Source organism: Pseudorhodoferax sp. Leaf267 (assembly GCF_001422405.1).
In the GTDB taxonomy this organism is placed as follows: Bacteria; Pseudomonadota; Gammaproteobacteria; order Burkholderiales; family Burkholderiaceae_C; genus Pseudorhodoferax.
In genome coordinates this window covers 16,112-37,418 of record NZ_LMMV01000005.1, presented here as the reverse complement: position 1 = coordinate 37,418, position 21,307 = coordinate 16,112, and the positions used below count along the sequence as shown (strand labels likewise).

The following is a 21,307-nucleotide window of genomic DNA, read 5'->3' as shown; positions in this document are numbered from 1 at the left end:
CGCACTGACATGGACATCGCCTCCTACGACTGGACGCCCATCGCCCGCATGATGCTGCTGGGTGTGGTGATCGCGCTCGGCCCGCTGGCCTGGGTCTGGCTGCGCAATCGCCAGGCCTCGCCGCAGCGCCGCCGCCAGGCCTTGACCGCGCTGACGCTGTTCCTGACCTTCGATCTCGTGCTGTTCGGCGCCTTCACGCGCCTGACCGATTCCGGCCTGGGCTGCCCTGACTGGCCGGGCTGCTACGGCAATGCGAGCCCGATCGGCGCGCGCGCCGAAATCTCTGCGGCCCAGACCGCGATGCCGACCGGCCCCGTGACCCACACCAAGGCCTGGATCGAGATGGTCCACCGCTACCTGGCCACCGCCGTCGGCGTGCTGATCCTGACCATGACCGCCGTCGCCTGGGCGGCGCGGCGGCGCGGCCCGCGGGACGCGGCCAACAACCCGTGGTGGCCGACGCTGACATTGGCCTGGGTCTGCCTGCAAGGTGCCTTCGGCGCCTGGACCGTGACCCTGAAGCTCTTCCCTGTGATCGTCGTGCTGCACCTGCTCGGTGGCCTGGGGCTGCTCGCTCTGCTGTGTGCCCAGGTCGTGCGCGACGGCCGGGCGGGGGGCACGCTGATCGTCACCGAGCTGCCGTCCGGCGTGCGCAACCTGATGGCGGCGACGGCTGCGCTCACGCTGCTGCAGATCGCACTGGGCGGCTGGGTCAGCACCAATTACGCCGTGCTGGCCTGCACCGATTTCCCGATGTGCCAGCGCAGCTGGTGGCCGGACATGGACTTCTCGCAGGCGTTCCAGATCTGGCGCCCGCTGGGCCGCCTGTCCGACGGCAGCCACATCCAGTTCTCCGCCCTGACCGCCATCCATTACACCCACCGCCTCGCGGCCTACGCGGTGCTGGCCGCGCTGGCGCTGCTGGCTTGGCGGCTGTGGCGCGTGCCCGGCCTGCACCGGCCCGCGCGCTGGCTCGCGGCGTTGGCAGCCTGGCAGTTCGGCACCGGCCTGTCCAACGTCGTGCTCGACTGGCCGCTGGCCGCCGCCGTGTCCCACACCGGTGGCGCAGCGGGCCTGGTCGTGGTGCTGACCTGGCTGCTCTGCGCCACGCGCGCTTCCACCTCGCAGGCTGCGCCGCGCGCCTTGCCAGCGGCCAGGGCTTTCCGATGAGCGCCGTCGATTCCACCCCCCTTGCATCGCCCTCGATGTCGAAACTGCGCCAGTTCTATTCGTTGACCAAGCCGCGGGTCGTGCAGCTCATCGTGTTCTGTGCGGTGATCGGCATGGTGCTGGCGGTGCCGGGCCTGCCCAACGGGGCCGAGCTGCAACGCATGGCGCTGGCCAGCCTGGGCATCTGGCTCGTGGCCGGGGCCGCCGCTGCGTTCAATTGCCTGGTCGAGAAGGGCATCGACGCGCGCATGAAGCGCACGGCCTGGCGCCCCACGGCCAAGAACGAACTCGGCGACGGCCAGACACTGCTGTTCTCCGTGGTGCTGTGTGCCGTCGGCTCCGCGCTGCTGTACTTCACGGTCAACACGCTGACGATGTGGCTGACTTTCGCCACCTTTGTCGGCTATGCCGTGGTCTACACCGTGATCCTCAAGCCGCTGACGCCGCAGAACATCGTGATCGGCGGTGCCTCCGGTGCCATGCCACCGGTGCTGGGCTGGGCGGCCATGACGGGCGACGTCGGGCCCGAGGCGTTGATTCTGTTCCTGATCATCTTCCTGTGGACGCCGCCGCATTTCTGGGCGCTGGCGCTGTACCGCGTGGAGGACTACCGCAAGTCCGGCCTGCCGATGCTGCCCGTCACCCATGGCAACGAATTCACGCGGCTGCAGGTGTTGCTCTACACGCTGATCCTGTTCGCGGCCTGCTTGCTGCCCTTCGTCTACGGCATGAGCTCATGGCTCTACCTGGTTGCGGCCATGGTGCTGAGCCTGGGCTTTTGCGGCTACGCCTTCGCGCTGTGGCGGTCGTACTCCGACGCGCTGGCGCGCAAGACCTTCCGGTTCTCCCTGGTCCACCTGAGCGCGCTGTTCGCCGCGCTGCTCGTGGACCACTACCTCTTCTAGACCATGCTGCAACGACGCACCCTGCTGCTCCTGGGCGCTGGCGCCTGGCTGGCGGCCTGTACCGACACCAAGCCCAGCTTCGCCGCCGTCGACATCACCGGGGCCGACTACGCCAAGGACTTCCAGCTGACCGACCACAACGGCCAGGCGCGCAGTCTGAAGGACTTCAAGGGCAAAGTGGTCGTCGTCTTCTTCGGCTTTGCGCAATGCCCGGACGTCTGCCCGACCTCGATGGCCGAGCTGGCCCAGGTCAAGGAAGCGCTGGGCGCGGACGGCGACAAGCTGCAGGGCCTGTTCGTCACGGTCGACCCGGAGCGCGATACGCCCGAGGTGCTCAAGGCCTACATGGCCAATTTCGACCCCAGCTTCCTGGCGCTGCGCACCTCGCCCGAGGGCCTGGCCGCGCTGGCCAAGGACTTCAAGGTCTACTACAAGAAGGTCGAAGGCAAGACCCCGACCAGCTACACCATGGACCATTCGGCCGGTAGCTACGTCTACGACACGCAGGGCCGGCTGCGGCTGTACGCGCGCTACGGCTCCGGTGCCGAGGCGCTGACGGCGGACGTGCGCCAGCTGCTCAAGCAGGCCGGCTGAGGCCGCGCGTTCAGCGTGCGCGCGCGCCCTGCGCGCAGGGCACGCCTTCGGTGCCGATGGCGCCAGGCGGCGATGCGGCACCGCGCGGGCGCCCGCAGAAATCCCTGGTCACCGCACGCGCTGGCGCGATGGTGGGTGGCTGGCTCGTCCAGCCCAGCGCCAGCGCATCGGGCGCCGCCGTGAAGCCGGCCAGGGCGCGCGTCTCATTGCCGGCGTCCTCGACCCAGCCGCCGCCGCGCGTGCGCACGCGGCCCTCGAGCCAGTTGCCGTAGACGACGGCCGAGGCCGGGCTGTTGCGCACGTCGATCCAGCCCGTGTTGATCAGCGTGTTGTGCGCCACCACGCTCTGCTCGGAGCGGTTCACGTCGATGCCCGCGTCGTTGCAGTGGGCCACCACGTTGTTGGCGACGATGCCCTGGTAGTGCTCGGTCATGCACTGCGGCGTGCGGCAGTAGGGCCCGCCGGTCGTGCCGCCGCCCAGCGAGATGCCGACGCGCGCGCCCGTGCCCGGGCGGTCGCCCCGCGCGGAGATATCGGTCAGGCTGCAGATCACCAGGTTGCGCTCGATGCGGCCCTGGCTGCCACCGCCTTTCATGAAGACACCGTACGAGATGCCGTTGCTGCCGGCCTTGACGAAGTTGGCGACCAGATTGTCGGCAACCACCCAGCGCGACGCGGCCACCAGGTCGAACGGGGTCACGGGCTGGCCCGTGCGGCGCGGGCGGCTGTTGTCCAGCGTGTTGAACTGCAGCAGGCCGTCGTCCGGGAAGCGGCCGCCGTCGCCGTTGACCTTCAGGTGCGCATTGAAGTCGCTGATGCGGTTGTTGCGGATGACGGTGCCCTTGGCCGCGCCGACCACGTGGAAGGCGTGCTCGCAATTGCCGTCGTTGTCGCACACGCCGCGGATCGTCAGGTTCTCGAAGATCCAGTACGGCTGGTTGACGAAGAAGCCCTCCACCGTCGTGGACAGGATCTCGGCCGTGCCCGGCATTGCGGCGCGCACGGTGATCGGGTTGTCGGCGCGGCCCGCGTTGGCGGTGGACAGCCGGCCGCGCATCGCGTAGCGGCCGGGCTGCAGCTCGACGACATCGCCAGGGCGCGCCGCCTGCATGGCCTTTTGCAGTTCCTCGAACGTGGACACCTGCACGGTCGGGGCCACCGAGGGCACGTCCAGCAGCTCGCTTTCCAGCGGGTTGCCGTCCTTGTAACGCACGGGCGGCAGCGGGCGCACCTGCACGCCCTTGCCCAGCGCCGGCAGGCCCGGCGGTACCTCGCGCTCGACCCGCGCGCGCAGCATCGCGATCAGCGGCAGGCCCACGGTCTCGAGCTTGGTGTGGCCATACAGGCGCTGCTCCGCATGGCGCAGCAATTCGCCCGGCATGCGGTCCAGGCTGCGGTAGGCCAGCCAGGCGGCGCCCATGCCGGCCAGCGCCAGGATGGGCAGGCCCCAGGCCGCAGCCTTCAGCAGCTTGTGGCGGGTGCTCTTGGCAGGGCGCTTGGTACGCGGCATCGGTGCTCCTGTTGCTGGGGGCTCGGCCGAGCGGGCCGGTTGTTCAGTCGGCCTTGATGCCCTGCATCAGGATCACGCCGCCGAGCAACGCAGTATCGGACTTCATGCGGTTGGCCAGGCCTTCCGACGAGGTGCCGGCCACCTGCCAGCCTTGCTGGAACAGGCGCGCGCGCATGTCTGGCGTGCGCACGATCTCGCTGACCAGTGCCGACAGACGCGCCACGGTGGCCGCAGGCATGGATGCCGGCGCCGCGACCGCGGTCCAGATCTCCAGCTGGAAACCTGGAATGCCGCCCTCGGCCAGGCTGGGCAGCTCAGGCACCAGCGGGCTGCGTCCGGCCGAGGTCACGCCGATGGCCTTGAGCTTTCCGGCACGCACCTGGGCCATGGCCAGCGCGGGTGGCAGCAGCGACAGGTTCAGCTGGCCGCCCACCATCGCCGTGATCACCTGCGGGTTGCCCGGGTACGGCACATGCACGGGCGCAATGCCGCTGCGGGCCTTGAGCAGCTCCATGCCGATGTGGCCCACCGTGCCGACGCCCGGCGTGCCGTAGTTCCACTGGTCGCCGCCTGCGCGCGCCGCCGCGAAGAATTCGGCGATGGAATTGCCCGGCAGGTCCGCACGCGCGGCCAGCACCAGCGGCGCCGTGCCGACCAGGCTCACCGGCACGAGGTCGCGGGCCGGGTCGTAAGGCGTCTTGGGGTTGAGCAGCTTGGCAATGGTCAGGTTGCCGTTGATCATCACGCCGAGGGTGTGTCCGTCCGTGCTCTTGGCCACCTGGTCGGCGGCGATGTTGCCGCCCGCGCCGAGCTTGGTCTCCACGACCACGGGCTGGCCGAGCGCCTGGGACAGCGGCTCGGCCAGGGCCCTGGCCACCAGGTCGGGTGAGGAGCCGCCCGGGAAGCCAACGAGGATCCTGACGGGCCTGGTGGGCCAGCTGGGCGCCTGGGCCAGGGCCGCGGGCAGGGACAGCAGTGCGGCGGTGGCCAAGGTGGCCGCCAGGCAGACGCGGCGCGGCAGGAACTGGGGCATGGGGTCGCTTTCGGTCGAATGGAGGGAAGCGGCCCCACACGTGACAACGCCAGCGCTGTCGGGCGCTGGCGTGGTCAGGAGGAAGAAGAGGGCCGGAGCGTCAGGCGTAGTATGCCAGCGCCTTTTTCATCTTCTTCATGGCGGCCGACTCGATCTGGCGGATGCGTTCGGCGCTGACGCCGTAGTCCGCCGCCAGTTCGTGCAGCGTCATGCCGCCCGAGCCGTCGTCGTTCACCTTCAGCCAGCGCTCTTCCACGATGCGCCGGCTGCGCGGGTCCAGCTCGGCCAGGGCCGTGCTGATGCCATCGCTGGCCAGGCTGTCGCGCTGGCGCGCTTCGAGCAGCGCGGTCGGTTCCTGCTTGGCGTCGGCCAGGTAGGCGATCGGGCCGTAGCTGTCCTCCCCGTCGTCGGACGGGCCCGGGTCCAGCATCACGTCGCCGCCCGACAGGCGCGCTTCCATCTCGATCACGTCCTCGCGCTTCACATTGAGCTGCTCGGCCATGGAGTCGATCTCGCCCTTGCTGAGCGTGTCGCGGTGCGTCGCGCCATCGGCCGCGGCGGCATCGGACTTGAAGCCCTGCTTCATCGAGCGCAGGTTGAAAAACAGCTTGCGCTGCGCCTTGGTGGTCGCCACCTTGACCATGCGCCAGTTCTTCAAGATGTACTCATGCATCTCCGCCTTGATCCAGTGCAGGGCGTAGCTGACCAGACGCACGCCCTGGTCGGGGTCGAAACGCTTGACGGCCTTCATCAGGCCCACGTTGCCTTCCTGGATCAGGTCGCCATGCGGCAGGCCGTAACCCAGGTATTGGCGCGCGACGGAGACGACCAGCCGCAGGTGCGACAGCACCAGCTTCCCGGCGGACTCGACGTCGTTGTCATCGCGCAGCTTGCGCGCGTACTCCTGCTCCTGTTCAAGCGTGAGCATGGGCATGCGGTTGGCCGCCGAGATGTACGCGTCCAGGTTGCCCAGCGAGGGAACCAGGGACCACGGATTCGTTGCGGCGAGTGCGGTGGACATGGTTCCAGTTTGAATAGTCATACCAGATTCCTTCCTTCTGAGGCGTCATACTAGCACTCTCGATAGGAGAGTGCTAAGACCGGCGCAGTCACCACAAAGACCCCAGGGTTTACCCGGAATATGCGGCAGGAACTGCACCGATCTGACCAGGAATTCGAGTACGAAGCGGGCAAAAGGTTTCCCTGACAAGCACATCGTGGCACTGGCCCAAAATGCAAGCCCGATCCACCCGCCTGCGCCCCACCATGAACGTCTATGAGAAGCCCGCTGCCGAGCCGCGCCTCACCTCCCTGTCGCACGGCGGTGGCTGCGGCTGCAAGATCGCGCCGGGCGTGCTGACCGAAATCCTGCAGCGCCAGGGCGGCCTGCCCGTGCCGCCGCAGCTGCTGGTCGGCATCGAGACGGCCGACGACGCGGCCGTCTACCGCCTCAACGACCAGCAGGCGTTGATCGCGACGACCGACTTCTTCATGCCCATCGTCGACGACCCGTACGACTTCGGCCGCATCGCCGCCACCAACGCCATCTCCGACGTCTACGCCATGGGCGGCACGCCCATCCTGGCGCTGGCCATCGTCGGCATGCCGGTGAACGTGTTGTCCACGGCCACCATCGGCCGCATCCTGGAGGGCGGGCAGTCGGTCTGCCAGGCGGCCGGCATCCCGATCGCCGGCGGCCACACCATCGACTCGGTCGAACCCATCTACGGCCTGGTCGCGCTGGGCCTGGTGCACCCGGACCGCGTGCGGCGCAACGCCGACGCCCGGCCCGGCGACCGCCTGGTGCTGGGCAAGCCGCTGGGCGTGGGCGTGCTGTCAGCCGCGTTCAAGAAGGAACAGCTCGACGCCGCCGGCTACGCCCGGATGATCGCCACCACCACCCGGCTCAACACCCCCGGCCCGGCCCTGGCGGCCCTGCCCGGTGTGCATGCGCTCACCGACGTGACCGGCTTCGGCCTGGCCGGCCACGCCCTGGAGATGGCGCGCGGCGCCGGCTGCCAGGTGGCGCTGGACTGGTCGCGGGTGCCTGTGCTGCCCGGTGTGCGCGACTGGATCGCCCAGGGCTGCGTGACCGGTGCGTCCGGCCGCAACTGGCAGGGCTACGGCGCCGAGGTGGCCAGCGACCTGCCGCCAGCCGAGCAGGCCCTGCTCAGCGACCCGCAGACCAGCGGCGGCCTGCTGGTGGCCTGCGCGCCCGAGGCCGTGGCCGAGGTGCTGGCGCTGTTCCGCGCCCAGGGCTTCGACGCAGCCGCCGACATCGGCGAAGTCCAGCCCTGGGCAGCCGGCCCGCGCCTGACCGTCCGCGCCTGATCAGGCCGCCGGCAGCACCTGCTGCAGGAAGCGCGAGATGTCCGCGATCTCCTGCGGATGCACGCTGTGCGGCATCGGGTAGGTATGCCACTGGACGGGGTAGTTCAGCGCCAGCAGCGCCTGGCAGGAGGCCTCGGCGCGCGCCAGCACGACCACCGGGTCGGCCGTGCCGTGCGCCATGAAGATCGGCGTGGCGAAGTTCGCCGGGTGCCGTTCGGTCGCCAGCGTGCCGGCCAGCGGCAGGTAGCCCGACAGCGCCATCAGCCCGGCCAGCCGCTGCGGATGGCGCAGCCCCGTGTGCAGCGTCATCGCGCAGCCCTGCGAGAAGCCGGCCAGCACGATGTTGGCCGGCGCGATGCCCTGCGCCACCTGGGCGTCGATCAGCGCGGTGATGGCCCGGGCCGACGCGGCGATGCCGGTCGCATCCTCGCGCCGCACCAGGTCGGGCGCGAAGATGTCGTACCAGGCCGGCATCGCATAGCCGTTGTTGATGGTGACCGGCATCACCGGCGCATGCGGGAACACGAAGCGGATCGGCTGGCAGCCCGTCAGGTCCAGCTCGGGCACGATGGCGGCGAAGTCGTCGCCGCTGGCGCCCAGGCCGTGCAGCCAGATGACGGCGGCGGTGGGCGAGGGGGCGGATTCGATCTGGATGGTGTCGAGCAGGGCGGTCATGGTGGCCTGGTGCAAAAAGCACCGATGTTAGGCCTTCGCTTCAATCTAGCTTCACTCCGCCTCGTTCGGTTCGACCTCGCCTGACCAATACCTACGACGGCCAGACGCGCCTGACTAAGACGGTGCTGCCCGAGGGCAACTCGGTCGAATACGACTACGACGACGCGCCCTGCGCCGCCCAGCAGCGCTGCACGCACAACGTTAAGACCATCCGCCAGGTGGCCAAACCCGGCTGCGGTCTGGCCACGCTGACGCAAAGCTTCACCTACGAGAACGCCTTCAACAAGGTCGCCACGTCCACCGATGCGCGCGCCAAGGTCACCAGCTACACCTACACCGCCCAGGGCCTGCCCCTGGCGATCACCAGCCCGGCAGACGCCGCCGGCGTGCAACCCGTCACCACCTACGGCTACACCGCCTACACGGCCGCCGGCTTCCCGGCCTTCTACCTGCAGACCTCGGTCAGCCAGAAGACCAGCGCCAGCAACACGGTGCTTTCCACCACCAGCTACAACGCGGCCAACAAGTACGTGCCGCAGACGGTGGTGGCCGACGCCGGCACGGGCAAGCTGAACATCACCAACACGCTGACCTTCGACGCCGTGGGCAACCCTACGCTGCCCGCCTGTGCCAGCTTGGTGCTGAGCTGCTTTCGCAGTTCCAGCAGACCCTGTGCAGGAGCGGGCATTGACATCACGGGGTCTTTGAGCACCTTGCCCATCACCGCACTGGGGATCGCGTGTTCCATCCATGCCCTGGGGAAAAAGCCGGTGCCCACTGGCACAGCGTGGGTTGCCGGGTCCATAGAGTTGCGCACGAAACTGACCGAGTTGACCGGTCGCACCTTGGGGTACGGGGTTCCCGCGACATTGGATTCGCGCTGCACCGATGTCGTTGGAGCGACGAAGTAACCTAGCCCCGGCCGAGACGTGATCACCCCTCGTGCAACCAGCCGATGGTAGGCCTCGTTGACCGTCCAGACACTCACGCCAGACTGCAAGGCCAGCTGACGCACGGACGGCAATTGGTCGCGCGCCTGAAGCCGCGAACCGATGAGCTTGAGCAGCCCATCGCATATCTGATCGGACAACGCATCGCGGCTGTCCTTGTCGATGCTGATCACACTTTCCCTCTGCCAACTGTTCTGCTCGGGCGCCACAACAGTTCGGAAACGGATCTCGTCACTGTTCAGTTCGTGCGCCTGCTGCGCTCCTATTATCCGGCCCGCACTGAGATTCGTCGGCCCAGGTATGGCGGTTGATGCAGTCGCAGTCGCACGGAATCTGCTATCTGAGGAAGAAAAAAACATGTCGGTAAGCGCATCGCGCATTGTCTGGGTGACCGGCGCTACGTCCGGAATCGGACGGGCCTGTGTGGCCAAACTGGTGGCTCGGGGTCACCGGGTGGTGGCGCTGGGCCGCCGCCTGGAAAGACTGAAAAGGCTGCTGGAAGGATTGCCGGAGGGCGCCCTACACGTGGCAGCCTGTGACGTGCAGGACATTGATCAGGTTCAGCAGGTCTACCAAGACCTGCCACCGGCTTTCACACCGGTGGACACCCTGATCAACAACGCAGGGCTGATGCTGGGCACCGATAACTTCGACACGCTTGCGGAAAGCGCCATGCGCACCATGGTCATGACCAACTGCATGGGTGTGCTCCACAACACTTCGGTCCTGCTGCCATCGCTCAAGGCCAGCGCCCGTGGACACATCGTAAACGTGACGTCCATCGGTGCGCACCACCCGTATGTCAGCGGCCATGTCTATGCCGCCACCAAAGCCTTCGTGGCGCATTTCGGTGCCAGTCTGAGGCCTGAGTTGGCGTCCCAAGGCGTCCGGGTGACCAACGTGGCGCCAGGACGCGTGGAGACGGAATTCCAATCGGTGCGCACTGGCGTTTCTGGCCCTGCAACGGCTCCGGCTGGGAACGCGGTGCCCACCCTTGGGGCTGACGACGTTGCCGAGGCGATCTGCTGGGCGCTGGAACAACCCACGCATGCCAACGTCAATGCCATTGAGCTAGTGCCTGCCGGTCAGGCCATGTCGTTTCGCTGAGTTCGCCATGACGCTGAGCACTTTTGCGCGCCATGGCAAGCTGACGGACAGACTGATCAGCAAGTCGGTCCTGGCGCCCATTGCATTCGGCTTCGAGCCGCCCAGCGTGCTGGTTGAGCACCTCGGCTTGCAGGCCGCCATGCCTCGCATCGTCGATCTGTTTCGCCGCCATGGCGGCACGGCACCAGCGGGGCAGCCCAAATACCTGTCGTTCTATCGTTCGATCAAAACCCATTTCGAAGGCGACTTCGACTGGCAATTCGCCGAAGCCCAGGGCAAGCCGCAGGTGCTGTTCGACAAGCCTTACATCAATTTCGCCCGACCTTCCCTGCTAACCCTGCTGACCTGCAGTGTCCGTGGCGACACCTCGATCACTCCTAAGCTGCTAGTGCGCTACCCGTCGCTTCGCGGCATGCCGCTCAGCTTGGTGCGCGATTTCGAGCGTCTGCTCAATGACCTGTCCTTCTACCTTCCGGACGACGATTACATCGCAGTCGTGGCGGAATTGCTGCTCAAGGGCCTTGCCGGCGAGCAGATCACGCTGATATCCCCGGTGTGTCCAGACTATGGCTACGAAACGGTGACGGGTGGATTCCGCTACACCTTCGACGAGCTGCGCGATGGCGTGGGCCTGGTGGCTGGGCGTGTGGTGGGCGTGCTGCCGCATCTGCAGGATCTACTGTCCCGTCACGGCATTCGGTCCCGGATCGTGATCGCGGCGGGTGATTTCGAAGGTCTTGACGATGCCACCGTCGGACGTGTGAAGGAGACCCGCGAATCCTTCCGACAGAAGCTCGCGCGCAGCCAGGAACGCATTCTGCGTGCCCTCGGGCGCCCGGCCGCCTCGGTGTTCATTGCCGAGCTGGCGGGTGGTGAGGCCGCCTGGAATGCATTGGTCGGGTCGGCCTACCAGTCGCTGCGCGGGGACGACTTCGCGGCCTTGATGCCGACCCGTGTCGACCTCTCCAGCATTCTGGACACGCGCATGCCGCTCTACCACGCCTGGCATGTGGGGAGAACCCGCGACCAGTTGGCCGATGTGTTGCTACGCCAGTGCGCCGAATACGCGGCCATGGGCCAGCTTTTTCACGCTACCTACCGCAATGCACTGGTCGTCGGGGGCGATCACAACCGCATGATGCCCTTCTACTGGCTGTATCAGCGCATCCCCGTGCTCTATCTCAAGCGGGTGTATTGAACATGACCGCGGCAGTGCTCTACACGGCCCACGGGCTGCGATACAACGTCCGTCAGGAGTATGACCAGCTGCCCTGGCAGGTGTTCTGGACCTGGGTCACCGGCAAGGGCCGGTTGCTGGCGGCGCATGAGCTGGACCAGGCGATGCGCCCGCTCTCCGCCTCCCGAACGCTGTGGCACCTGGTTGGCAGCTGGCAACTCATCGTGGCGGCACTCTGGATAGGTGATCGGGCATTGGCGAGCGGATCATTGGCGCTGGCGGTGGCCGGCGTGGTGTTTTGCTGGTTGGTCGTGGTCAATCGCGGACGCACTCTTCAAGCGTCGTTCCACTACATGACCCATGGCGCCGCCATGCCCGACCGGCGCTGGGCGCGCCGTGCCGCTACTGCGGCTTTCAGCACACCTTTCCTGTATCAAGGATGGGACGCCTATAGCAACAGCCACGTCAGCACCCACCACCACATGCGAGTCCTGTGTTCCCCGGACGATCCCGACCAGCTGTTCATTGAAGAGAACGGATTGCGGCCAGGAATGGCTGAGCGTTCCTTCTGGTGGCGGGTTTGGTTCCGCCCGTTTGCGCCCGCCTTCGTGTGGCACCAGTTGAGGGACGCCTGGCTCGCCAGTGTGGTGCAGCCTGCATGGCCTGAGAAGGCGTACCGCGTGGCGTTTCTGGTGGGGACCACCGCGCTGGCGGCGCAGTTCGACTGGTTGGATCGCCTGCTGATCCTGTTCTGGCTGCCCGTTTTGGTGCTGTTGAGGCATTCCCTGTGGTTGCAGCTCATCACCGAACACCTGTGGTTCTCTCCAAGGCTGAACGATGCTGGCACCCCGGTCGCTTATGGAAGGCTCACCTGGGGAGGTTCCAGGGCCGACCGCTGCCTCGGGGCGGCTTTGCGGGCTGGTTGCACTGGTGGCTCTCGCTGGTGGTGTTCGATCTCCCGGTCAGGCTCTACGTCTATCCGCAGGATCTGCCCAACCACGACTACCACCATCGGCTTCCTCTGGCTCCGTATCACACCATCGCCGATCTACGGCGCACCTGCGAGGGGGAGCCGGGCCGTTTCGGACCGAGCTGCGAGGTGTGGGGCTTTCTCGCGAGCTTGCGCGTGCTAAGGGACCACCTCTGCCGCGGTGATTCCACGCCATTCCGTTTCTCCTCCACTGTTTCAACTTGACTGTCACACACCATGAAAGACATTTTCCTTAGCGCCAAGAACGACATCGAGAACAAGGCGTTTGCCCTTGTCGACGGACGCCAGCTCTTCAGTTCGGAAGACCTGCAGTTTCTGCATCGAGCCTGCGAAAAGGTGCCCAAGGAACTGATCCGGGTGGGCGATGTCGGCGAACAGAATAACCTCGATGTGGGGCGCTTCATGGAGGACAAGAAAGAACAGACACCGGTCTACCGCAACGCCCCTCTGGGTAAGGATGTGGTCGACCGCCTCAACTCGGGACGTTGCCGCGCGCTGCTATCGGCCATGATGGGGGGCGACTTCTACATCCGACGCTGCCAAGTCAATGTCCTGCGCAACGGCAGTTTCATCGGCAAGCATATCGACACCTACAGCAACCTCGACTACCGGTACTCCTGTGTACTCCAGTTCGGCGAGGACTTCGAAGGCGGCGAGTTCTTCGTCGAGTTCAACGGAAAAGAAGAAGAGGTCCGCACCGGTTACGCGGACTTCCTGGTCAATCGTTGCGAGATCCCGCACGGTGTGCGCACCGTTCGAGGCGGCAACCGCACCTCCCTGGTGTTCTTCCTCAGCAAGTCGCCGCTGTCCCGGGCAAACACCGACCACAAGCAGATCTGAGCCCTTCCCCGCGCTGGAGTGCAGATGCCTGTCGATACCACCTCTTGAAGAAGCAAGCCATGACCCAAACGAGCTACGTGACACATTCGTCTCAGCGAACAGCCTCCTCGGTCGAACTGGAGGCATACGTCCTCGGCGTCATTTCCGTCGCGGCCTTCGCACTTACCCTGCCGTGCGCCAAGTTGCTGGCGAGCCATCTCAGCGCCATTCAGATTGGCCTGTTCCGGTCGATGCTGGCCGGGCTGGCAGCCGTCCCTGTGCTGATCTGGATGCGTTCGGCCCTGCCCAATGCCTCCCAGGTCAAGCGCCTGTTGCTCATGTCGCTCGGTGTGGTCTACGGTTTTCCCATCCTCACCGCAGTCGGCATGAAACATGTACCGGTGGGTCATGGGGGGGTGGTTCTCGCTGCGTTGCCCCTGTCCACCGCCATCTTCGGCACCATCCTCACCAAAGACAGGCCGCCCGCCCTCTTCTGGGTGGCGTCGATCGCCGGTTTCGTGGCGGTGGCCCTACCCGAGCTGCGGCCGAGCGCATCGTGCAATGGGCGACGCGGCACGATCTGGACATGGACCTGGTGGGCCGCGCCGGGCGCCATGTCGACTTGCGCGGGCCGGCACTGCGGGGCAGGCCGCGCGCGCGTTGGATCGGCGCTGCGATTCTGGCGGGCATGCTGCTCGGGCTGGGTGCCGTGCATGTTGTCAACATGCTGGTGCTGCAGCCACCGCTGCTGCGGGTGATCGCGACGGACACCTGGTATGCGTTGGACGGGCAAACGGCGCGGCAATCCGACTGGTGGCACACCCATGGGCGAACCCACCAGCTGTCGTCGGCGACTTGCGAGGACCGCGCGGCAGTGGTGCAGCGCACCGGCTATCCGGCGTACGACATCAAGGTTCTTTGCGATCTGTTGCAAGCGGATCGTAGCCAGGCACAACTGAAGGCCGTGCTGGTCGGTCAGCAAGTGGTGGCCGGTCTGCTTTGCATTCCGCTGGTGGTGTGGGGCGCGGGACTCTTGTTGTGGGCACGCGGTGCGGCCGCAGCCAGGGAACTGCACAAGGCGATGGCGCAGGACGCCGCCAGTCAGCGCCAGTAGTCCGCTAGTTGTGAAGCGAGGCACGTGCTGCGCAGGCCGCAAGTGCAGTCACGGGCGAGGCCGTCGCTCCCTGATCGTGTCCGTCGCGAAGCCATGACGTCGCCTGGCGCCGCGCGTGGCTTAGGGTCACGGCTTGCCGTCCGCTTCCGCGGGCAAGTTTGGCAGCCCATGCAGCAACCCCAGCACCAAAGCCCGAAACACGGCAGCGGCGATGTTGTCGGTCTTGAGCTTGCGCACGGCGTTGCTGATGTGGAACCGCACGGTGGACAGCCCGATCTCCAGGATCGCCGCCGTGTCCAGGGCCGTCTTGCCGTCCGCGGCCCAGCGCAGCACTTCCACTTCGCGACTGGTCAGTGCCTCACCGGCCGTGGTGTTCCAACGCGCGCGCCAGTCGCTCAGCAGCATGCGGTGGCCGCGGAGGGCCAGCACCTGCATGGCCAGCTGCTTGTTGGCCAGTTCATCCGCGCCAACCGGCCTGCTCGCTCGCACAAGGCTGAACATGCCAGGCACGCCCAGTGCGTCCCGCACGGCCACGGACCATCCATGGCTTGGCCCTTGCAATGGATGCCCGTGCTTGAGCATCGGGCGGTGGCTTGAAATTTCCTCAGACCACACCAACGGCGCGCCGTGGGTCTTGCACCAGATCACCGCAGGATCGGTGGCGGCGTCGCGTTCGCCGCTGTAGCGTGCGAGCCAATCGTCATGCAGATTGCTCATCACGCAGGGTATGGGCTTCGATGCGGGGCAGGGGATCCAGGCCACGGCCGCAAAGCCATCGAAACCGAGTTCTGCCGCAGCTGCGGCCAGGGTCTCGATGGCAAGTTGGGTGCGGGGCGCGTGCACATTGCTGGCGCTGATTTGCGTGAGCGCGGGGTCCATGGAATCGGGGAAGAGCGCACCCGGGCTGGATTCAGCGGCGCGAGATGGTTCGAGTGAGCGGAGATCCGACCGGCGACGCGGTTGGTGAGCAGGTATTGCACCGCGGCCATGACCGCGGCGGAACTACCAGAAACAACAGGCCGGCACGGCTGTGGCGTGCAGAGGGTCAGTCGAGCAGATGCAGGAGCAGGGCGCGCACGACCATGGATGTCTTGTTGCTCGTCTGCAACTTGGCGGCGCAATTTTTCAGGTGAAAGTTGATCGTGTTGGCCGAGACCTTGAACCTTGCGGCGATGTCGTCGGCTGTTTTGCCGTCGGCCGTCCAGCGCAGTACGTCTTTCTCTCGGTCCGTCAGCGCGATGGGCGGCCTGGTCGTGGGCTGGGGTTGCGTGGTGCCGAGCGCCATGTGCGCCACTTCGACCACGAAGCGCAGGCTCGCGCGTTTGTGCTGGAGCTCGCTCGCGGTCAGAGGGTCGGCCGACCGCGTCAGGCTCACGATGCTGCCGACACCGACGAAGTCCAGGCTGGATTGCGTCCAGCCATGGCGCAGGCCGGCTTCCTGTGCCTCGCGGCGTAGTTGCAGCACCTGCGCAAACAGCTTGTCGGACCAGACGACAGGGGCTTCACTGCGCAGGCCGTGCCGAACGGTCGGGTCGATGTGGATATAGCCTGCCTGCGCATACCGCAATTGCCACGGTAGGGGTTGGCTGCTGAATTGCCGGGGCTTCGATCGGGTCACCGGCCACGCGTCACACATGACGACGGCGCAGTGATCGAAGCCCATTTGACGCGCCGCGTCATCGATCAGTTCAAAAATTCGCGACGGCCGTTGGGCCGCCTGAATGGCCGAGATTCGCCTTGCTCGACCTGGCTCTAGTCCAGCTTCGCCCCCGACGCCTTGACCACCTTGGCCCACTTGTCCGTCTCCTTCTGCATCAGCGCCATCAGCGCCTCCGGCGTGCCGGGGTTGGGCTCCAGGCCCAAGGTGGCCAGCTTCTCCTTCACATCGGGCAGGGCCAGCACGCGCGCCACTTCCTGGTTGATGCGCTGCTGCACCTCGCGCGGCAGGCCGGCCGGGCCCAGCAGCGCGAACCACGAGGTCGCCTCGAAGCCGGGCAGGCCCGCCTCGGCCAGGGTCGGGATGTCGGGGGCGGCCGGCGAACGCTGCGCGCTCGTCACGCCCAGCGCCTTGAGCTCGCCCGACTTCACGAGCGGCAGCGCCGAGGGCATGTTGTCGAAGATCATCGCGATGCGCCCGCCCATCAGGTCGGGGATCGCCTGGGCCCGGCCCTTGTAGGGGATGTGCTGCATCTTCACGTCGGCCAGCGTGTTGAACAGCTCGCCCGACAGGTGGATCGAGGTGCCGCTGCCCGACGAGCCGAAGGCCAGCGGCGTCTTCTTGGCCAGCGCGACCAGCTCCTTCACGTTGTTGGCCGGCACGTCCTTGTTCAGCACCAGCAGGTTGGGCGTGGAGGCCAGGAAGCTGATCGGCGTGAAGTCCTTGAGGTTGTCGTAGGGCATCTTGGCGTACAGCGCCGGGTTGATGGCGTGCGTGCCCACCGTGCCCAGCACGAGCGTGGCGCCGTCGGGCGCGCTCTTGGCCACGATGTCGGCGCCAATGTTGCCGCCTGCGCCCGGCTTGTTGTCCACCGTGACCGGCTGCCCCAGCGCGCTCCACTTGTCGGCCAGCACGCGCGCCAGCGTGTCCGGTGCGCCGCCGGGCGGGAAGGTGACGACGATGCGCACGGGCTTGCTGGGCCAGGGCGCGGTCTGCGCCAGCGCCGGGGCCAGGCCGGTGGCCAGCGCCAGGCCAGTGGCCAGCAACAGTTGGCGCCGTGGGGCGCCAGCGAACATCGAACGGGTCATCGGCATGGCGGCAGGTCTCCTTCTTTGGGGAGGCCCAGCTTACGTGCCGCCCGCGCCCGGCGGCTGGGGTCTTACCCTTTGCCGAGGTCCTCGCACAACTGCACCGCCGTGCCGAAGGCCAGCGTGAAGCCCAGCGCCCCATGGCCGCTGTTGACCCACAGGTTGGACGGCCCGCCCGGCTGGCGCCCGACGATGGGCAGGCCGGTCGGCGTGGCCGGCCGCAGCCCGGCCCAGGGCCGCGGGTCCGGCACGGCGGCGCAGCCTGGGAACAAGGCCTCGGTGGAGGCCAGCAGCGTCGCGATGCGCTCGGGTGCGATGCGCAGGTCCTCGCCCACCAGCTCGGCCATGCCGGCCACGCGCAGCCGGTCGCCGAGCCGCGCGAACACCGTCTTGCGCGCGCTGTCGGTCACGCTCACGCGCGGCGCGGCGGCCTGGCCCACGGGCAGCGTCACGCTGTAGCCCTTGAGCGGGTAGATCGGCAGCCGCAGCCCCAGCTGGCGCGCCAGGCGCGGCGTCTGGGGGCCCAAGGCCAGCACGAAGGCGTCGGCCGGCAGGTCGCCGCGCGCGGTCACCAGCGCCACGACGGCGTCCGCGCGCTGCACGAAGCCGCGCACCTCGGTGCCGAGCTCGAAACGCACGCCCTGCGCGCGCAGCACCTGGTGCAGGCCGTCGCAGGTCTTGCGGCAATCGGCCGCGCATTCGCTGGGCGTGTGGATCGCGCCGGCGATCCGGCCCTGGTAGTGCGCCAGCGCCGGCTCGATCGCCACGCACTCGGCAGCCGACACGGCGTGTTGCACCGCGCTGCCAAGGGCGCGCTGCAGCGCCAGCTGGCGGCGCGCAGCGGCGAAGGCTTCTGCCGTCGGGTAGAGCACGAGCTTGCCCGTGGCCGAGAAATCGCAGTCCAGCCGCTCGCGCAGCAGCATGGCGTCGAACGCCTCGCGGCTGCGTGCGGCCAGGTCGAGCAGGGCCGCCGTGCTGGCGCGCGAGGTGCTCGCGTTGCAGGCCGCCAGGAAGGCCAGGCCCCAGCGCCACTGGGCCGGGTCCAGCCGCGGGCGCAGCTTGAGCGGCGAATCGGTCGACATGAGCAGCTGGGGCAGCTGGCGCCAGATGCTGGGGTCGGCCAGCGGCTGCACGTACGAGTAGCTCAGTTGCGCGCCATTGCCGCCGCTGGCGCCGTTGCCGGCCGGCCCGCGGTCGACCACGGTGACCGCATGGCCGGCCTGGCGCAACGCATAGGCGCTCGCCAGCCCGACGATGCCCGCACCCATCACACACACCTCCATGCTGGACCCCCGTTCGCTGCGCAGCCTACGTGCAAGCCGCATGCCATGGCCTCCGGCATATCCCTTGCATGGAAAGCGCGGACCCGTGCCTACACTGATCCTGCCCCATCCCTACGAAAGGCTCCCATGCACCCTCTCGCCCGCCTGACCACCCTGGCGCTCGGCTGCGCGCTGTTGTCCGCCGCCCAGGCCGACACGCTGAAGAAAGTCGCCGACAGCAACAAGATCACCGTGGCCTACCGGGAATCGTCCGTGCCGTTCAGCTACCTGGCCGGCTCGACCAAGGCGGTGGGTTTCGCGGTGGACCTGACCGACGCCATCGTCGAGGCCGTCAAGAAGAAGGTGGGCAAGCCCGGCCTGGAGGTCGGCACCATGGCCGTGACCTCGCAGAACCGCATTCCGCTGCTGCAGAACGGCACCATCGACCTGGAGTGCGGCTCCACCACCAACAACACCGCGCGCGGCAAGGACGTGGACTTCGCCATCAACCACTTCTACACCGGCACGCGGCTGCTCGTGAAGAAGTCCTCCAACATCAAGAACTACGCCGACCTGGCCGGCAAGCCCGTGGCCAGCACCACCGGCACGACCAACGCCCAGGTCATCCGCAAGTACAGCCAGGACAACAACCTGGCCATGAACCTGGTGCTCGGCAAGGACCATGACGACTCGCTGCTGCTGGTGCAGAGCGACCGCGCCGTCGCGTTCGCCATGGACGACATCCTGCTGTTCGGCCTGATGGCCAACTCCAAGGACCCGGCCAGCCTGGAGGTCGTGGCCGATGCGCTGCAGGTCGAGCCCTATGCCTGCATGCTGCGCAAGAACGACCCGGCCTTCAAGGCGCTGGTGGACGGCGTGATCACCGACGCGATGAAGTCCGGCGCGTTCGAGCGGCTCTACACCAAGTGGTTCGTCTCGCCCATCCCGCCCAAGGGCATCAACCTGAATCTGCCCATGAGCCAGCAGCTGCGCGACAATCTCACGGCGTTCAGCGACAAGCCGGCCATGTAGCGCGCCCCCTGCAACCCGGGGGCGGCGTGCGGCGCAATACCCATGCTCCCCCGTTTCCTCTGCTCCATCCCTTTTCTTTGCACCGGTTTGCCGGGCGTGGCCATCGCCCAGCCGGCCACGCCCCAGCAACCCTTCCACCTCGTGCAGCGCATCGACGAGATGCTCGTGGGCGTGGACGCGATCTCGCTGGACGTGGTGGGTCGCGACCACGTGGCCGGCACCTACTTCCTGGTCCACGCGCGCAAGCCCAGCCCCATGGTGGGCTATGCCAACTACGTGGTGGACTGCCGCACGCCGCGGCGCATCGCCATCCTGTCGTCCTTCATGCCCTCGGGCCGTCTGGAAGAGAACACCCCCTTCGTGCAGCCGCCGCGCCGCAGCGGCCGGCTCGACGTGACGCAGCTCACGTTCGGCGACGTGCACGTGATGGACGGCACGGCCTTCGTGGCCGACTTCACGTGCGCAGCCAGCGCCGCCCCGGGCCGCGCCGCGCATATCGCGCAGGAGCTGGTGCGCAACGGCGGCCCGGCCGACAGTGCCAGCCTGTACTGCGACATGCGGCCCGACTCCGGCAAGCCCGCGCGCCGCGTGCAGGTGCGCTACAGCCCTTCCGAGAACGCGGTCGCCGTCAACGGGCAGTGGCTCAGCTCGGGCTTCCTGGTGAACCACGAAGTCGTCTTCGGCGCCGGCGCCCAGTGGCGCCTGGACCGCGGCAAGCGCACCGTGCGCCTGGTGCGCGACAACGGCAAGCTGCTGTTCACGGGCAGCTGCGACACGCAGCCCGATGCCGCAGCGGCGGCCCGGCCGTGACGGCGTGACACGGATTTCCGGCTGGCCCAGGCGCCGCGGCGCGGAAAACCGTCTCCCGCACGCGCCACGCAGCCGTGCGCGGGCCGCGCCGCCACAGGCGCGGCCACCGGCCATGGCGCAGCGGGCGGCTGGCACGGTGCGTGCTGTCACCAGCGCCTTTGCACCGGCCGTTTCCTCGTTGCGGCGCCTTGCCATGCTGCGTTCCCTGATCGCCACCACCTTGCTCTGCTGGGCCGCTGCGGCCGGCGCCCAGCCCATCGACACGCTCAAGCGCATCGCCGACACCGGCACCATCAACCTGGGCCACCGCGAGTCCTCGGTGCCGTTCTCCTACTACGACAGCCGGCGCCAGGTGGTCGGCTATTCGCACGAGCTCATGCTGCGCGTGCTCGACGCGGTCAAGCGCGACCTGCAGCTGCCGGCGCTGACCATCAAGCTCGTGCCCGTCACGCCGCAGAACCGGCTGGCCCTGGTGCAGAACGGCGCCGTCGACATCGAATGCGCCTCGACCACGCACAACGCCGAGCGGGCGCGCCAGGTCGCGTTCTCGGTCTCCATCTTCAAGATCGGCACGCGGCTGATGGCCGCGCGCGACGCCGGCATCCACGACTTCCCCGACCTGCGCGGCAAGCGCGTGGCGGTGACCGGGGCCACCACGTCCGAACGCCTGTTGCGCACCTTCAACGAGGGCATCGACCGCAAGTTCACCATCGTGGTCGCCAAGGACCACGGCGAGTCGTTCGCGCTGCTCGAAAGCGGCCGCGTCGACGCTTTCATGATGGACGACGCCCTGCTGTACGGCGAGCGCGCCAAGGCGCAGGAGCCCGAGCGCTGGGTGGTGGTCGGCACGCCCATGTCCTCCGAGGTCTACGGCTGCATGATGCGCAGCGGCGACCGGCAGTTCAAACGCATCGTGGACGACGCGCTGCGCGAGATCATGCGCTCCGGCGAGGCACTGCGCATCTACAGCAAATGGTTCGAGCGGCCCATCCCGCCGCGCGGGCTGAACCTGAACTGGCCGGCCTCCGAGGCGCTGCGCGAGCTGTACCGCGCGCCGAACGACCGGCCCGTGGACTGATGCG

The 21,307-nt window shown here is 67.6% G+C and carries 21 protein-coding genes and 2 pseudogenes; 14 read left to right on the top strand and 9 right to left on the bottom strand.

Annotated features, from left to right (window positions below):
- The first annotated feature begins 9 nt into the window (after window positions 1-9).
- From ASF43_RS09985 to ASF43_RS09975, 3 genes are read left to right on the top strand one after another with little or no spacing between them, the layout of a single operon-like run.
- On the top strand, window positions 10-1,170 hold the full coding sequence (locus ASF43_RS09985; RefSeq protein WP_056179835.1) for a heme A synthase: 1,161 nt from the start codon (window positions 10-12) through the stop codon (window positions 1,168-1,170).
- Entirely contained in the window at window positions 1,167-2,075 is a 909-nt protein-coding gene (cyoE, locus tag ASF43_RS09980; protein ID WP_056179833.1) for a heme o synthase, read from the top strand. The genes ASF43_RS09985 and cyoE overlap by 4 nt, the downstream gene beginning before the upstream one ends.
- Before the next feature lie 3 nt (window positions 2,076-2,078).
- Window positions 2,079-2,669, top strand: a complete 591-nt coding sequence (locus ASF43_RS09975; RefSeq protein ID WP_156373257.1) for an SCO family protein — start codon at window positions 2,079-2,081, stop codon at window positions 2,667-2,669.
- A gap of 10 nt (window positions 2,670-2,679) precedes the next feature.
- Here ASF43_RS09975 and ASF43_RS09970 read toward each other — a convergent pair whose 3' ends face one another.
- The 3 genes from ASF43_RS09970 to rpoH all read right to left on the bottom strand — a co-directional run bounded on the left by ASF43_RS09970 (window position 2,680) and on the right by rpoH (window position 6,254).
- On the bottom strand, window positions 2,680-4,179 hold the full coding sequence (locus ASF43_RS09970) for a hypothetical protein (RefSeq protein WP_056179830.1): 1,500 nt from the start codon (window positions 4,177-4,179) through the stop codon (window positions 2,680-2,682).
- Between the two features lie 43 nt (window positions 4,180-4,222).
- Entirely contained in the window at window positions 4,223-5,212 is a 990-nt protein-coding gene (locus tag ASF43_RS09965) for a tripartite tricarboxylate transporter substrate binding protein (RefSeq protein WP_056179827.1), read from the bottom strand.
- Between the two features lie 100 nt (window positions 5,213-5,312).
- Window positions 5,313-6,254 carry an RNA polymerase sigma factor RpoH gene (rpoH, locus tag ASF43_RS09960; protein ID WP_056179824.1) on the bottom strand — a complete coding sequence of 314 codons (942 nt, stop codon included), beginning with the start codon at window positions 6,252-6,254 and terminating at the stop codon, window positions 5,313-5,315.
- Between the two features lie 224 nt (window positions 6,255-6,478).
- Here rpoH and selD point away from each other — a divergent pair, with 224 nt between their 5' ends.
- Complete coding sequence (gene selD, locus ASF43_RS09955; RefSeq protein WP_056179820.1) at window positions 6,479-7,543, top strand: selenide, water dikinase SelD; 1,065 nt, start codon at window positions 6,479-6,481, stop codon at window positions 7,541-7,543.
- On the opposite strand, the gene ASF43_RS09950 is transcribed toward selD, so the two are convergent.
- The gene (locus ASF43_RS09950) at window positions 7,544-8,218 is read right to left on the bottom strand and encodes an alpha/beta hydrolase (RefSeq protein ID WP_056180151.1); all 675 of its coding nucleotides are present in this window, start codon (window positions 8,216-8,218) and stop codon (window positions 7,544-7,546) included. It lies immediately after the preceding gene.
- Here ASF43_RS09950 and ASF43_RS32230 point away from each other — a divergent pair.
- A pseudogene (locus ASF43_RS32230) lies at window positions 8,185-8,580 on the top strand (hypothetical protein); the annotation flags it as partial. The gene ASF43_RS09950 and the pseudogene ASF43_RS32230 overlap by 34 nt on opposite strands.
- A 146-nt stretch (window positions 8,581-8,726) precedes the next feature.
- Here the strand turns inward: ASF43_RS32230 and ASF43_RS32225 are convergent.
- Window positions 8,727-9,527, bottom strand: a complete 801-nt coding sequence (locus tag ASF43_RS32225; RefSeq protein ID WP_162241796.1) for a GntR family transcriptional regulator — start codon at window positions 9,525-9,527, stop codon at window positions 8,727-8,729.
- Here ASF43_RS32225 and ASF43_RS09940 point away from each other — a divergent pair.
- The 6 genes and pseudogenes from ASF43_RS09940 (at window position 9,526) to ASF43_RS09915 (ending at window position 14,376) form a co-directional block, all read left to right on the top strand.
- Window positions 9,526-10,275 carry an SDR family oxidoreductase gene (locus ASF43_RS09940; protein ID WP_056179813.1) on the top strand — a complete coding sequence of 250 codons (750 nt, stop codon included), beginning with the start codon at window positions 9,526-9,528 and terminating at the stop codon, window positions 10,273-10,275. The two genes, ASF43_RS32225 and ASF43_RS09940, sit on opposite strands and share 2 nt — an antisense overlap.
- A gap of 7 nt (window positions 10,276-10,282) precedes the next feature.
- Window positions 10,283-11,473: a hypothetical protein gene (locus tag ASF43_RS09935; RefSeq protein ID WP_056179811.1), complete on the top strand. Its 1,191-nt coding sequence runs from the start codon at window positions 10,283-10,285 to the stop codon at window positions 11,471-11,473.
- Between the two features lie 2 nt (window positions 11,474-11,475).
- Window positions 11,476-12,585, top strand: coding sequence for a hypothetical protein (locus ASF43_RS09930; protein ID WP_056179806.1), 1,110 nt, complete (start codon window positions 11,476-11,478; stop codon window positions 12,583-12,585).
- 74 nt (window positions 12,586-12,659) lie between these two features.
- On the top strand, window positions 12,660-13,283 hold the full coding sequence (locus ASF43_RS09925; RefSeq protein WP_056179803.1) for a 2OG-Fe(II) oxygenase: 624 nt from the start codon (window positions 12,660-12,662) through the stop codon (window positions 13,281-13,283).
- Window positions 13,284-13,342: 59 nt separating this feature from the next.
- A pseudogene (locus ASF43_RS31660) lies at window positions 13,343-13,783 on the top strand (EamA family transporter); the annotation flags it as partial.
- Window positions 13,784-13,848: 65 nt separating this feature from the next.
- The gene (locus tag ASF43_RS09915) at window positions 13,849-14,376 is read left to right on the top strand and encodes a DUF6216 family protein (protein ID WP_235578204.1); all 528 of its coding nucleotides are present in this window, start codon (window positions 13,849-13,851) and stop codon (window positions 14,374-14,376) included.
- A 126-nt stretch (window positions 14,377-14,502) separates the two neighbouring features.
- Here ASF43_RS09915 and ASF43_RS09910 read toward each other — a convergent pair whose 3' ends face one another.
- The 4 genes from ASF43_RS09910 to ASF43_RS09895 form a co-directional block, all read right to left on the bottom strand.
- On the bottom strand, window positions 14,503-15,255 hold the full coding sequence (locus ASF43_RS09910; RefSeq protein ID WP_056179797.1) for a LuxR family transcriptional regulator: 753 nt from the start codon (window positions 15,253-15,255) through the stop codon (window positions 14,503-14,505).
- A 166-nt stretch (window positions 15,256-15,421) separates the two neighbouring features.
- Window positions 15,422-16,171: an autoinducer binding domain-containing protein gene (locus tag ASF43_RS09905; protein WP_255358106.1), complete on the bottom strand. Its 750-nt coding sequence runs from the start codon at window positions 16,169-16,171 to the stop codon at window positions 15,422-15,424.
- Window positions 16,129-17,127, bottom strand: a complete 999-nt coding sequence (locus ASF43_RS09900) for a tripartite tricarboxylate transporter substrate binding protein (RefSeq protein WP_082497756.1) — start codon at window positions 17,125-17,127, stop codon at window positions 16,129-16,131. The genes ASF43_RS09905 and ASF43_RS09900 overlap by 43 nt, the downstream gene beginning before the upstream one ends.
- A 65-nt stretch (window positions 17,128-17,192) precedes the next feature.
- Window positions 17,193-18,404, bottom strand: coding sequence for a D-amino acid dehydrogenase (locus tag ASF43_RS09895; protein WP_082497755.1), 1,212 nt, complete (start codon window positions 18,402-18,404; stop codon window positions 17,193-17,195).
- A 126-nt stretch (window positions 18,405-18,530) separates the two neighbouring features.
- On the opposite strand from ASF43_RS09895, the gene ASF43_RS09890 reads away from it, so the two are divergent.
- From ASF43_RS09890 to ASF43_RS09880, 3 genes are all read left to right on the top strand, one after another.
- The gene (locus ASF43_RS09890; RefSeq protein ID WP_056179784.1) at window positions 18,531-19,415 is read left to right on the top strand and encodes a transporter substrate-binding domain-containing protein; all 885 of its coding nucleotides are present in this window, start codon (window positions 18,531-18,533) and stop codon (window positions 19,413-19,415) included.
- A 42-nt stretch (window positions 19,416-19,457) separates the two neighbouring features.
- On the top strand, window positions 19,458-20,225 hold the full coding sequence (locus tag ASF43_RS09885; RefSeq protein WP_156373254.1) for a hypothetical protein: 768 nt from the start codon (window positions 19,458-19,460) through the stop codon (window positions 20,223-20,225).
- 193 nt (window positions 20,226-20,418) lie between these two features.
- A complete protein-coding gene (locus ASF43_RS09880) occupies window positions 20,419-21,303 on the top strand; it encodes a transporter substrate-binding domain-containing protein (protein ID WP_056180148.1) in 885 nt (294 codons plus the stop codon).
- Window positions 21,304-21,307 lie beyond the last annotated feature (4 nt).